Here is a 12,141-nt window from a genome sequence, read left to right as displayed (position 1 = left end):
CATTATTTGACCTGGTTGCCCCAGAGATTCTTGTCATCCACGTTGTCTTTGGTGATGAGCGGGGCGGGCAGCTGGTCCTCCAGACCGTTCGGGAGCTGGATGATGGTGCTGTCGTGGTCCGTCGGGCCGGGTTTGAAGGTCTTGCCGTCGACCGCCGCCTTGGCGTAGAAGAGCGCGTACTTCGCGTACAGGTCGGCGGGCTGCGAGACCGTCGCGTCGATGTCGCCCTTGCGGATCGCCTCGAACTCCTGCGGGATGCCGTCGTTCGAGACCACGAAGATGTGCTTGGGGTCCGCCGGCGGGACGAGCAGCCCCTTCTGCTTCAGCACCTGCAACGTCGGCGCCAGGTGCACGCCACCCGCGTGCATGTAGATCCCCTTGATGTCGGGGTTCTGCTCCAGGCGGGTCTGCAGCATGGACGCCGCCTTGCTGCCCTCCCACTCCGTCGGCTCCTCGAAGACCGTGATGCCGGGGAACTTGGTCTTCATGCAGTCGCGGAACGCCTCGGCCCTGTCGCGGCCGTTGATCGAGCTGAGCGAGCCCATCAGCTGGACGACCTTGCCCTTGCCGCCGAGCTTCGCGCCGAGGAACTCGCACGCCTTGGTCCCGTAGGCCCGGTTGTCGGCACGCACCACCATGTAGACCTTGCCCTTGTCGGGCCGGGTGTCGACGGTGACGACGGGGATCTTCTTGTTCTCCAGCATCTGCAGGGTCGAGGCGATCGCCCCGGTGTCCTGCGGCGCCATCACGATCGCCTTCGCGCCCTGGCCGACCAGCGCCTGGACGTTGTTGACCAGTTTGGTGACGTCGTTCTGCGAGTTGGTCGCGGGCATCAGGTCGACCTTCAGCTCGCTCGCCATCTGCGGGACGTACTTGATATAGGAGTTCCAGAAGTCGGAGTCGTTGCGCGGGTGGTCGATGCCGACCTTCCCGCCGACGCCTCCTGTGGTGGGGGTGCTGGAGCCGCAGGCGGTGATGACCGCCAGCAGGGCCGCGCCTGCGACAACCGGGCCGAACTTCATCGTGGGTCGTTACCCTTCCTCAGTTGGTTGGCCGGAGCCGTAGCCCCTGCATACCACCGTCGACCGCGAGCGCGGTTCCGGTGGTCGCCCCGGCCTCGGGGCCTGCGAGGTAGGCGATCGCCGCGGCGACCTCCTCAGCGCTGACCAGGCGGCCCATGGGCTGCCTGGCGTTCAGCGCCTGTCTCTCCGCCTCAGGGTCGTCGGCCTGGTCAAGCAGCCTGCCGACCCAGGGGGTGTCTGCGGTGCCGGGATTGACGCAGTTGACCCGGATTCCTTCGCGGACGTGGTCGGCGGCCATCGCCAGCGTCAGCGACAGCACCGCGCCCTTGGTCGCGCTGTAGAGCGCCCGGCTCGGCAGCCCCGCGGTGGCCGCGATCGAGCAGGTGTTGACGATCGACGCGTGCTCCGACCTGCGCAGGTACGGCAGCGCTGCCCGCGACACCCGGACCATGCCGAACACGTTGACGTCGAACACCCTCTGCCACTCGCTGTCGGGATTGTCCTCGATCGTGCCCTGAGCGCCGATGCCCGCGTTGTTGACCAGGATGTCGATGCCTCCGAGCCGCTCGGCCGCCTCGGCGACGGCCGCCCGCACCCCGGCGTCGTCGGTGACGTCCACCTTGATCCCGACGAACGGGTCGCCCGGGGGGGTCACGTCGAGGCAGGCGACCTTCATGCCGCGCTCAAGCAGCAGGCTCGCGGTCGCGAGCCCGATGCCGGAGCCACCGCCCGTCACGATCGCTCTGAGGCTCATGCGTCTCTCCAGACTTCGCCGTTGGGGTAGCTGTGGGCGGCGATCGACTCCGCGTGCATCTCCGCGCTGTATCCCGGCACGCTCGGGGCGACGTAGCGGCCGTTGTCGATGACGACGGGGTCGACGAAGTGCTCGTGCAGGTGGTCCACGTACTCGATCACGCGGTCGTCCATGGTGCCGGTGACCGCCACGAAGTCGAACATCGACAGGTGCTGCACCAGCTCGCACAGCCCGACGCCGCCGGCGTGCGGGCAGACGGGGATGCCGAACCTGGCCGCGAGCAGCAGGATCGCGATGTTTTCGTTAACACCGCCGACGCGCGCCGAGTCGATCTGCAGGTAGGAGATCGCGCCGGCCTGCAGGAGCTGCTTGAACACGATCCGGTTCTGGACGTGCTCGCCGGTCGCCACCGAGATGGGCTTGATGCCCTCGGCGATGGCGGCGTGGCCGAGGATGTCGTCGGGGCTGGTGGGCTCCTCGACCCAGTGCGGGTGGAAGGGCTGGAGCTCGTTGACCCAGGCGATGGCGGAGGCGACGTCCCAGCGCTGGTTGGCGTCGATCGCGATCGGGTAGTCGGGGCCGCAGACCTCGCGGGCCACCCTGAAGCGCCGGATGTCGTCGTCCAGGTCGGCGCCGACCTTGAGCTTGATCTGCCGGAAGCCCTGGTCGAGAGCCTCCTTGCAGAGCCGGCGCAGCTTGTCGTCGTCGTAGCCGAGCCAGCCGGGGGAGGTCGTGTAGGCGGGGTACCCCTCGGCCTTGAGGAGGTCGATCCGCTGCTTCCTGGTCGGTTCGGCCTCCTTGAGGATCTGGAGTGCCTGCTCCGGAGTGAGGGCGTCGCTCAGGTAGCGGAAGTCGATCAGGTCGACGATCTGCTCCGGCGTCATCTCCGACAGCAGCAGCCAGAGCGGCTTGCCCGCCCGCTTGGCCTTCAGGTCCCACAGGGCGTTGACCACGGCGGAGATCGCCATGTGCATGACGCCCTTCTCCGGCCCCAGCCAGCGCAGCTGCGAGTCGTTGACCATCTCCTTGTAGAGCGCGCCGAGGTCCTCGACGTCCCTGCCGACCACGTACGGCTCCAGCGCGCTGATCGCCGCGGTCTGGACGTCGTTGCCGCGTCCGATCGTGAACGCGAAGCCGTGCCCGGAAAACCCGTCGTCGGTCGTGAGGACGACGTAGGCGGCGGAGTAGTCGGGGTCGGGGTTCATCGCGTCGGAACCGTCGAGCTCGCGTGACGTGGGGAAGCGGATGTCGTGCGTCTCCATCCCCACGATCCGGTACGTCATGCCTGCCCCACCGTCTGGCGCTGGCGGCCCAGTCCGTCGATCTCCAGCTCCATGACGTCGCCCGCGCGCAGGTAGGGCTGGCCCGGGATGCCCATCGCCACCCCGGCCGGGGTGCCGGTGTTGATCAGGTCACCGGGTTCGAGCACCATGAACTGGCTCAGGTAGCGGACGATCTCGGCCACGTCGAAGATCATGTTCTTGGTGTCACCGTCCTGGCGCTGCTCGCCGTTGACCCACAGCCGCATCGCGAGGTTCTGCGGGTCGCCGATCTCGTCGGCGGTCACCAGCCACGGGCCCAGCGGGTTGAACGTCTCGCAGGACTTCCCCTTGTCCCACTGGCCACCGCGTTCGAGCTGGAACTCGCGCTCGGAGACGTCGTTGGCCACCGCGTATCCGGCGATGACGTCGAGCGCCTCCTCCTTGGAGGCCAGGTAGCGCGCCCGCTTGCCGATGACGACGGCGAGCTCCACTTCCCAGTCGGTTTTCACGCTACCCCGCGGCACCAGCACCTCGTCGTACGGACCGACGAGGGTGTTGGACGCCTTCATGAACACGACGGGCTCGGACGGCACCTCGGCTCCGGACTCGGCGGCGTGGTCGCTGTAGTTCAGGCCGATACACACGATCTTGCCCGGACGCGCGATGGGGGCGCCGACACGCAACCCCTCCGCGGCGACGACGGGCAACGCGTCACGCTCGAGCGCGTCCCGGACGCGCGCCACTCCCCCGGAAGCGAGGAAAGCCCCGTCGATCTCGGGCTCTCCGATGTCGCGCAGGTTACCGGCGCCGTCCATCACCACCGGTCGCTCCTGGCCGACAGGTCCTACTCGCAGCAGCTTCACACCGCATCCCTCGGTTATTCATCGGATGTCTCTCGTTCCGATGCTGGTAGGCACACCCTCAGGCTGTCAAGCCTTCGGAGGCCGATACCTCCGATCCATGGCGGGTGAGGACGCCGAGGTCGCGTCGCAATCGGTTGCATACATCAGGGAGAACTCCGATCGGGGCCCGCGAAGCGCTCGGACCCGCCGCCCCAAAGAGCCGATCTTTCATAGTCGCACCTCAGAGACGCCACGGGCGGTCCCATCGGATGTCTGTCGAGATCGAGCCGCATCCGGCGCTCGGCACTCCCGCCGTCAAGGCCGCCACCCCTCCCCATCGGGACGCCGGGACGCACTCCGGTGATCCAATACCCCAGAAAGACCCGATGAATCAGGCAATAACGCGTTTTAATCGGCTGGGCGCAGGCGCGCGCCGACCGGCGGCCATGGACAACGGATCAACGCGAAGCCCTGCCCGACAGGGCTTTCACCGACACGTCAGGGCGGGCGACGGGTTGACGGAGACGCCAGGGCGTAATAGAACACGTTTCAATAAGGTGCGCAACCAAGCGCTTGATCAACAGCCGCTGGGGTGAGGGCCGTGCAGATCGATCTCATTGACCAGGACCGGTACGCCACCTCAGGACCACCGCACGAGCAGCTCCGCTGGCTGCGGTCCAACGCGCCAGTCTACCGGCACCCCGGCGAGCCCGCCTTCTGGGCCGTCACCCGCTACGAGGACGTCGTGCACATCTCCCGGCACTCCGAGCTGTTCTCCTCGTCCCGGCGGCTCGCCCTGTTCGAGGAGATGCCCGAGGAGCAGCGCGCCCTCCAACGGATGATGATGCTCAACCAGGACCCGCCCGAGCACTCCCGCCGCCGCTCGCTCGTCAACCGCGGCTTCACCCCCCGCACCATCGGCGCCCTCGAACAGCACATCCGCGACATCTGCGACGACCTGCTCGACAAGTGCTCCGACGACGCGGACTTCGTCACCGAGGTCGCCGCACCCCTGCCGCTCTACGTCATCTGCGAGCTGCTCGGCGCCCCCGTCTCCGACCGCGACAAGCTGTTCACCTGGTCGAACCGGATGATCGGCGCGCAGGACCCCGACTACGCCGACTCCCCCGAGCAGGGCAGCGCGGCGGCCGGCGAGGTCTACGCCTACGCCAACCAGCTCGCCGCGCAGCGCCGGGCGGCCCCGCGCGACGACATCGTCACCAGGCTCCTCCAACCGGACCCCGACGGCGAGACCCTGGACGAGAACGAGTTCGATCTGTTCGTCCTCCTGCTCGTCGTCGCGGGCAACGAGACGACCAGGAACGCGGCCTCCGGCGGCATGCTCGCCCTCTTCGAACACCCCGAGCAGTGGGAGCGGCTGGTCGCCGATCCCACGCTCGCCGGCACCGCCGCCGACGAAATCGTCCGATGGGTCTCGCCCGTGAACCTGTTCCGCCGCACCGCGACGGCGGACCTGGAGTTGGGCGGCCAGCAGGTGAAGGCGGACGACAAGGTCGTCGTCTTCTACGCGTCCGCCAACCGGGACACCTCGGTCTTCCCTGACGCCGACACCTTCGACATCGGCCGCAGCCCCAACCCGCACATCGGCTTCGGTGGCGGCGGCGCGCACTTCTGCCTCGGCAACCACCTGGCCAAGCTGGAGCTCCGCATCCTGTTCGAGCAGCTCGCCCGCCGCTACCCCGGCATCCGCCAGACGGGACCCGCCCGGCGGCTGCGCTCCCTCTTCATCAACGGGATCAAGGAGCTTCCCGTCAGGATGGGATGACGCCGGAACCCGCCGCGTCGCGGTAGGCGCCGGGTGTCAGGCCGAAGTAGCGGTTGAACCAGCGGGTGAGATGGCTCTGGTCGGCGAAGCCCGTACGGGCCGCGACCTCGCCGAGCGGCAGGCCGCTCGCGATCAGCCGCCTGGCCGAGCCGAGCCGCAGCTGGCGCTGGTAGTCGCTGGGAGACAGGCCGTACGTGGCGCGGAAGGCACGGTAGACGCCGAAGCGGCTGGCGCCGGTGGCCTCCGCCAGGTCGGCGCTCGTCACGTCCTCCAGGTGGCGCTCCCGTAGGAGCTGCCTGGCCTGGTGGGCGACGCGCGCGGCGCCGGTCGGCGGCTCGGGCGGCGCCACCCGCCTGGTGGCCGCGCGGCCCACCGCCGTGGCGATCGCGCGCGCCAGCAGCTCGTCGCGGCGCAGGGACGTGCCGTCCGACAGCAGCGCCTGATGCAGGGCGTGCAGCGCGGACGCGAGCGCCGAGTCGTCGACCACCGGCGCGGCGAACAGCGGCAGGCCCGATCGGCGGCCCGTCACGTCCGCCAGGGTGTCGGCCACCAGTTCCTGGCCGATGTGCACGATCCGGTAGGTGAAGCCCAGGGCGTCGGTCGCGTGGCCGTCGTGCGGGTCGTCCGGGTTGAAGGCCATCACCATGCCCGCCGCGCTGGTGTGGGCGGAGCCCCGGCAGGTGAACGACTGGGCGCCGGTCTCGGTGATGCCGAAGGAGTAGGTGTCGTGGCTGTGCCGGTGGTAGACGTGCCGTTCGAAGTGGGCGTGCATGGCTTCGATCGGGCGGTCGGGCGAACGCCAGTACCGGGACCAGTCCTGCACGTCTCCCATTGTGCGTGCTCCTGGTGCGTGCTCCGCACCAGCGTTCAAGACAGGACGGCGGCCGGGGCGGCAGGCTGCCGTCCATGCGTTTCGACACGAAGATCGGCATCGTGGTCCGCGCGGACCTGGCCGTCTGGCAGAAGCTGAACGTCACCGCCTTCATGGCCAGCGCCGTGGCCGGGGACGCGACGGAGACGCTCGGCGAGCGGTACGAGGACGGGTCGGGCAACGGGTACCTGGCGATGTTCCGCCAGCCGGTGCTCGTCTACGCCGGCGAGGCCGCGGACCTGTCGCGCGTCAGGGAGAAGGCGACGTCGCGCGGCATGGACGTGGCCGTCTACATCGACGAGATGTTCAAGACCGGCCACGACGCCGACAACCGGGCCGCGGTGCGCGCCGTGGAAGCAGACGACATGACGCTCGCCGGGGTGGCGGTGTACGGGCCGAAGAACGCCGTGGACAAGGTCCTCAAGGGCCTCGCCCTGCACCCCTGAGCCTTCACACCTCCGAGCTTTCACACCTCCGAGCCTTCACTCTTCCGAGACCTCACTCTTCCGGGACCTCACTCTTCCGGGACCTCACTCTTCGCCGAGGTGGGCCAGGACGGTCTCCGCGACCGCGCCCAGGACCTCGAGCTGCTCCTTCGACAGCAGGTCGATGAAGTGCCTGCGCACCGACTCGACGTGATCGGGCGCGGCCTCCTGGATCGCCCGCAGGCCGCCCTCGGTCAGCACGACCACGGCGCCGCGGGCGTCGGACTCGCACTCCTCGCGCGTGACCAGGCCGCGCTGCTCCATCCGGGAGATGTGCCGTGACAACCGGCTCTTGGACCACAGCATCCGCTCGGCCAGCTTGGTGAGCCGCCAGCGATGGCCCTCGGTCTCGGACAGCGTCGACAGCACGTCGTAGTCGGGAGCCGACAGCCCCGAGTCGCGTAGGAGGTCGCGGGTCACCTGGGCGTCGAGCAGCAGCCGCATCCGGCGGTAGCCGATCCAGGCCCGGAACTCGTCGTCGTCCAGCCAGCGCGCGTCCATGCCCCGAGCATAGTTGACGTGTAACCAACCTCGGTCTTAGGTTACATGTAAACATCGCGGGAAGGGCGGCATCATGGCACTGTTCGGGCTCGGTATCAGCACCTCGGCCGCTCCAGGGGCCGACCCGGTGGGCGACGCCAGGGCCGCGGAGGAGCTCGGGTTCGACTTCGTGTCGGCGTCCGACCACCCGTGCGGCACCGAGCCGACGTACGAGCTGTGGACGATGCTGACCTGGGTCGCCGCCGCCACGTCCCACATCCGCGTTGCCAGCCGCGTCCTCGGCGTCCCGTACCGGCCGCCGGCGATGGTCGCCAAGATGGCCGAGACCCTGCACAGGCTCTCCGGCGGGCGGCTGATCCTCGGCCTCGGAGGCGGCTACTCCGACGAGGAGTTCCGCGCCTTCGGCCTCGGCGTCCCGACACCGCGGGAGAAGGTCGACGGCATGATCGAGGCCATCGGCGTCATCCGCGGCCTCTGGTCCCAGCGGAACTTCACCTACCAGGGCACGCGCTACACCACGGACGCCGCCAACCTGGAGCCCAAGCCCGACACCCCGATCCCCATCTGGCTGGGCACGTACGGCAACCGCGCCCTGAAGGCGACGGGTGAACTGGCCGACGGCTGGATTCCCTCGCTCGGCTTCGCCCCGCCGGACCAGGCCGTCCAGCTGCGCCAGCGCGTCCTGACCGCGGCGGCGCGAACGGGCAGGCGGGTCACCTGCGTCTACAACGTCCCCGTCGACATCGGCGGGCGGGCGGGCGACCCCTCGGTGGTGGCGGGGTCCCCGGCGGAGGTGACCGACCGCCTGATCGGCTTCACCCGCCTGGGCTTCACGTCCTTCAACTTCATCCCCGCGGGCCCGAACGCCCCCGACCAGCCCCACCGCCTGGCAGCAGAGATCCTCCCGACCCTGCGCACCCTCCCCTGATAACCACCCACAAAGGCACTAGAACCCTCAACGCCCAGCCCCACCCCTGCGCCTGGCACGGCGAACTGCTGCCTGTGGATGGCGGGAGAGTCATCCACAGAACCCGATTCGGCCCGGACCGTCGCTCGGCGTCCGCCCATCCTGGACGACGTGAACGAGCCCCTCCCCCTGATCGAACGCGCCCGGCGCGTCACCCGGTCGGTCCCCAGAGCCGTGGTCTGCCGTCAGACGGCGGCGCACGTCTGGGGTCTGAACGCCCTGGGCTTCGGCGCGTCCGAGGACGACTGGCCGGTCGAACTGATCGCCCCCGGCCACGTCACGCTCCCCGGCTGCGTGACCAACGTGACGCCCCTGCCCGCCGACGACATCACGCACCACAGGGGCGTCCGCCTGACCACCCCGGAACGCACGGCACTCGACTGCGCCCGCTGGCTCCCCCGCGTGGAAGCGGTGGCGGCGCTCGACCAGTTCGCCCGCCGCGGCGTCGACCTCGACGCCCTGTGGCGGCTCCCCACGATCCCCTGGCCGGTCCGCGACACCCTCGGCATGGCCGACCGCGGCGCCGCCTCCCCCAGGGAGAGCTGGCTACGCGTCGTCCTGGTCGACGGCGGCCTGCCCAGGCCCACCACGCAGATCCGCGTCCCCCTGGCACCCGCCGGAACCGCCTACCTCGACCTGGGCTGGGAGCTCTACAAGCTGGCGGTCGAGTACGACGGCCAGGGCCACCACTCCTCCCCCACGGCCCAGCGCCACGACGACCTCCGCCGCCGACAGCTACGTGACCAGGGCTGGCGCGTAATGGCCGTCCGCAAGGACGTCATCCCAGGCCAGACCGCCAACCTCCTGGAGCACGTCGCCAACTCCCTCATCGAACGCGGCTGGCAACCGAGCCCCGGCACCACGACCCGCATCCTCTCCCGCATCCGCGCCGCCCGCCGCAAACCCCGGTGACCGGCCCCACGCCGCCACAGCCGATCACGCGGCCGGCCCGCCACGGAGCTCTGGGCCGCGCCCAGCGAACCTCAAGACTGCCAGCGGCAGTGTGGGGCTCTGGGTGGCGGTGTAGGGCACGGACGGCAACCCTGAGCAGCGCGCCGGGTAGCCGGGCCGTGGACGTCGGGCGCGGTGACGGGAAGGGGCTAGGGCCAGGAGCTGTCCTGGTCGGGGTCGCCGCCGTCCGACAGGAGGCGGATGTCCGCGTCGACCATCATCGAGACCAGGTCGTCGAACGACACCGTGGGCTCCCAGCCGAGCTGGACCCTGGCCTTCTTGGGGTCGGCGCAGAGCAGGTCCACTTCCGCCGGGCGGTGGAGGGACTGGTCGCAGACGACGTACTGCTCCCAGTCCAGCCCGGCGGCCGTGAAGGCCGCCGCGACGAGTTCGCGGACCGACTTCATATGGCCGGTGCCGATCACGTAGTCCTCAGGTGTGGACGACTGGAGCATCAGATGCATGGCCCGGACGTAGTCGCCCGCGAAGCCCCAGTCGCGCCTGGCCTCCAGGTTCCCCAGGCGGAGCTCGGTGGCCAGGCCGAGCTTGATGCGGGCCACCCCGAGCGAGACCTTGCGGGTGACGAACTCGGCGCCCCTGCGCGGCGACTCGTGGTTGAACAGGATGCCCGACACCGCGAACATGCCGTACGACTCGCGGTAGTTCTGGGTGAGGAAGTGCCCGTACGCCTTGGCCACGCCGTACGGCGAGCGGGGGTGGAAGGAGGTGCTCTCCGTCTGCGGGGTCTCGCTGACCTGGCCGAACATCTCGGACGAGGACGCCTGGTAGAAGCGGATCCCTCCGGAGCCGCCGCTCGTCCCGCCTCGCGACAGCCCGGAGCACACCCGGATCGCCTCCAGCATGCGCAGCACGCCCATCCCGGTGACCTCGGCGGTGAGTTCCGCCTGCTCCCACGACATGGGGACGAACGAGATCGCGCCCAGGTTGTAGACCTCGTCAGGCTGAACGCGTTCCACGGCCGAGATCAGCGACCCCTGGTCGAGCAGGTCGCCCCTGACCACCTGGACGTCCGAGAGCAGTTTGCGCATGCGCGAGACGCGCGGGTTGGCCTGGCCGCGTGCCAGCCCCCAGACCTCGTATCCCTGGCCGAGCAGGTGCTCCGCCAGGTAGGAACCGTCCTGGCCGGTGATGCCGGTAATCAGAGCGCGCCTGGCCAACGGGTCCTCCAACTATCGCTACGGCGTCCGCTGGGACGGGAATGTACAGCCAGGCGCCCAGGCTGAGCACCCAGGGCCCTAGAACACGTTCCACCGAACCACGCTCGGTCACGCCAACGTCGCAGTTCGCATGGCATATGCCTGTTATTAGGAACAATTCTCATGGAGCTACCGAATGGTAGCCTTTTCGGACTAAGGTCATCTTTCACGGTACACGCCCGCATCTGGGGGCCTACCGGCGGAGAAAGGGGTGTCCGTGAGCGACTCGCTGCGGATCGCGCTGCTGTCCTACCGCAGCAAGCCGACCTGTGGTGGACAGGGCGTCTACCTCCGCCACCTGAGCCGCGAGCTGATCGCACTGGGCCACCACGTCGAGGTGTTCTCCGGCCAGCCGTACCCCGAACTGGACGAGGGCGTCGTCCTGCGGGAGGTGCCCAGCCTCGACCTGTACCGCGACGAGGACCCGTTCCGCACGCCGAAGCTGGACGAGTACCGCGACTGGATCGACTGGCTGGAGGTCGGCACCATGTGGACGGCCGGCTTCCCCGAGCCGCTGACGTTCACCCTGCGCGCCCACCGCGAGCTGAAGAAGCGGCGCGGCGACTTCGACGTGGTCCAGGACAACCAGACCCTCGGGTACGGCCTGCTCGGCATCCAGCGGATGTTCCCCGTGGTCGGCACCATCCACCACCCGATCAGCGTCGACCGGCGCATCGAGCTGGAGGCCGCCACGGGCGCCAAGAGGCTCACCATGCGCAGGTGGTACGCGTTCGTGAAGATGCAGGCGCGGGTCGCGCCCCGGTTGAGCCCGATCCTGACGGTCAGCGAGTCGTCGCTGGCGGACATCCACCGCGACTTCAACGTCCCGCAGGCGAACATGCGGCTGATCCCGCTCGGCGTCGACACCCGCTACTTCCACCCGCGCCCGCACCTCGAGAAGCGCAAGGGCTCGATCGTCGCGGTCGCCAGCGCCGACTCGCCGATGAAGGGCGTCGCCACCCTGCTCAGGGCGGTGGCCAAGCTGGCCACCGAGCGCGACGTGAACCTCACCGTGGTCAGCAGGCCGACCCCGGGCGGGCCGACCGAGCAGCTCGTGCAGGAGCTGTCGTTGCAGGACCGGGTCAGGTTCGTGCACGGCATCTCCGACGACGAGCTGGGCGACCTCATCGCCACCTCGGAGATCTCGGTCGTGCCGTCGCTGTACGAGGGGTTCTCGCTGCCCGCGGTCGAGCACATGGCCTGCGCCACCCCGCTGATCGCCAGCCGCACCGGGGCTCTGCCGGAGGTCGTGGGCGACGCGGCGGTCCAGGTGGCGCCCGGCGACCCCGAGGAGCTGGCGGCGGCGCTGCTCAGGCTGCACGACTCGCCGGAGGAGCGCGAACGGGTGGGGAAGGCCGGATACGACCGGGTCATGGAGCGCTACACCTGGCACGTCGTCGCCAAGAGGACCGTCGAGGCGTACCGCGAGGCCATGGCCGCCCACCGGAAGAGGTGACCGTTCCCGGGACCCCGCCGACCTACT

At 69.5% G+C, this 12,141-nt stretch carries 12 protein-coding genes; 5 read left to right on the top strand and 7 right to left on the bottom strand.

Annotation, left to right across the window (positions count from 1 at the left end):
* Positions 1–2: 2 nt before the first annotated feature.
* The 4 genes from ABT294_RS23245 to ABT294_RS23230 are packed head-to-tail and all read right to left on the bottom strand — an operon-like array spanning position 3 to position 3,901.
* Complete coding sequence (locus ABT294_RS23245) at positions 3–1,022, bottom strand: sugar ABC transporter substrate-binding protein (protein WP_350808327.1); 1,020 nt, start codon at positions 1,020–1,022, stop codon at positions 3–5.
* Between the two features lie 19 nt (positions 1,023–1,041).
* Positions 1,042–1,776: an SDR family NAD(P)-dependent oxidoreductase gene (locus ABT294_RS23240; RefSeq protein WP_350808326.1), complete on the bottom strand. Its 735-nt coding sequence runs from the start codon at positions 1,774–1,776 to the stop codon at positions 1,042–1,044.
* A complete protein-coding gene (locus ABT294_RS23235) occupies positions 1,773–3,059 on the bottom strand; it encodes an L-fuconate dehydratase (RefSeq protein WP_350808325.1) in 1,287 nt (428 codons plus the stop codon). Before ABT294_RS23235 ends, ABT294_RS23240 begins: the two co-directional genes overlap by 4 nt.
* Positions 3,056–3,901: a fumarylacetoacetate hydrolase family protein gene (locus tag ABT294_RS23230; RefSeq protein ID WP_350808324.1), complete on the bottom strand. Its 846-nt coding sequence runs from the start codon at positions 3,899–3,901 to the stop codon at positions 3,056–3,058. The genes ABT294_RS23235 and ABT294_RS23230 overlap by 4 nt, the downstream gene beginning before the upstream one ends.
* A gap of 580 nt (positions 3,902–4,481) precedes the next feature.
* Between ABT294_RS23230 and ABT294_RS23225 the strand changes: the two genes are divergently transcribed.
* On the top strand, positions 4,482–5,666 hold the full coding sequence (locus ABT294_RS23225) for a cytochrome P450 (protein WP_350808323.1): 1,185 nt from the start codon (positions 4,482–4,484) through the stop codon (positions 5,664–5,666).
* On the opposite strand, the gene ABT294_RS23220 is transcribed toward ABT294_RS23225, so the two are convergent.
* On the bottom strand, positions 5,653–6,489 hold the full coding sequence (locus ABT294_RS23220) for an AraC family transcriptional regulator (protein WP_350808322.1): 837 nt from the start codon (positions 6,487–6,489) through the stop codon (positions 5,653–5,655). The two genes, ABT294_RS23225 and ABT294_RS23220, sit on opposite strands and share 14 nt — an antisense overlap.
* Before the next feature lie 83 nt (positions 6,490–6,572).
* Here ABT294_RS23220 and ABT294_RS23215 point away from each other — a divergent pair, with 83 nt between their 5' ends.
* The gene (locus tag ABT294_RS23215) at positions 6,573–6,983 is read left to right on the top strand and encodes a DUF2000 family protein (protein WP_350808321.1); all 411 of its coding nucleotides are present in this window, start codon (positions 6,573–6,575) and stop codon (positions 6,981–6,983) included.
* An 84-nt stretch (positions 6,984–7,067) separates the two neighbouring features.
* Here the strand turns inward: ABT294_RS23215 and ABT294_RS23210 are convergent, their stop codons facing one another.
* Complete coding sequence (locus tag ABT294_RS23210) at positions 7,068–7,523, bottom strand: MarR family winged helix-turn-helix transcriptional regulator (RefSeq protein WP_350808320.1); 456 nt, start codon at positions 7,521–7,523, stop codon at positions 7,068–7,070.
* Between the two features lie 73 nt (positions 7,524–7,596).
* Between ABT294_RS23210 and ABT294_RS23205 the strand changes: the two genes are divergently transcribed.
* Together ABT294_RS23205 and ABT294_RS23200 are read left to right on the top strand one after the other, a co-directional pair.
* Entirely contained in the window at positions 7,597–8,451 is an 855-nt protein-coding gene (locus ABT294_RS23205) for an LLM class flavin-dependent oxidoreductase (RefSeq protein ID WP_350808319.1), read from the top strand.
* 150 nt (positions 8,452–8,601) lie between these two features.
* Positions 8,602–9,402, top strand: a complete 801-nt coding sequence (locus ABT294_RS23200; protein WP_350808318.1) for a type IV toxin-antitoxin system AbiEi family antitoxin — start codon at positions 8,602–8,604, stop codon at positions 9,400–9,402.
* A gap of 188 nt (positions 9,403–9,590) precedes the next feature.
* On the opposite strand, the gene ABT294_RS23195 is transcribed toward ABT294_RS23200, so the two are convergent.
* Positions 9,591–10,619, bottom strand: coding sequence for a GDP-mannose 4,6-dehydratase (locus tag ABT294_RS23195; protein WP_350808317.1), 1,029 nt, complete (start codon positions 10,617–10,619; stop codon positions 9,591–9,593).
* 250 nt (positions 10,620–10,869) lie between these two features.
* Between ABT294_RS23195 and ABT294_RS23190 the strand changes: the two genes are divergently transcribed.
* Positions 10,870–12,114, top strand: a complete 1,245-nt coding sequence (locus ABT294_RS23190) for a glycosyltransferase family 4 protein (protein WP_350808316.1) — start codon at positions 10,870–10,872, stop codon at positions 12,112–12,114.
* Positions 12,115–12,141 lie beyond the last annotated feature (27 nt).

The sequence above is a fragment of the Nonomuraea sp. NPDC000554 genome, assembly GCF_040300065.1.
In the GTDB taxonomy this organism is placed as follows: domain Bacteria; phylum Actinomycetota; class Actinomycetes; order Streptosporangiales; family Streptosporangiaceae; genus Nonomuraea.
The sequence above is the reverse complement of the archived record's forward strand: the minus strand, read 5'-3'. Positions and strand labels throughout refer to the sequence as shown.

What these genes read in the sequence shown, in the direction of transcription:
- ABT294_RS23235 (WP_350808325.1), bottom strand. Translation starts at nt 3,059, where the DNA reads ATGACGTACCGGATCGTGGGGATGGAGACGCACGACATCCGCTTCCCC.
- ABT294_RS23215 (WP_350808321.1), top strand. Translation starts at nt 6,573, where the DNA reads ATGCGTTTCGACACGAAGATCGGCATCGTGGTCCGCGCGGACCTGGCC.
- ABT294_RS23205 (WP_350808319.1), top strand. Translation starts at nt 7,597, where the DNA reads ATGGCACTGTTCGGGCTCGGTATCAGCACCTCGGCCGCTCCAGGGGCC.
- ABT294_RS23240 (WP_350808326.1), bottom strand. Translation starts at nt 1,776, where the DNA reads ATGAGCCTCAGAGCGATCGTGACGGGCGGTGGCTCCGGCATCGGGCTC.
- ABT294_RS23210 (WP_350808320.1), bottom strand. Translation starts at nt 7,523, where the DNA reads ATGGACGCGCGCTGGCTGGACGACGACGAGTTCCGGGCCTGGATCGGC.
- ABT294_RS23245 (WP_350808327.1), bottom strand. Translation starts at nt 1,022, where the DNA reads ATGAAGTTCGGCCCGGTTGTCGCAGGCGCGGCCCTGCTGGCGGTCATC.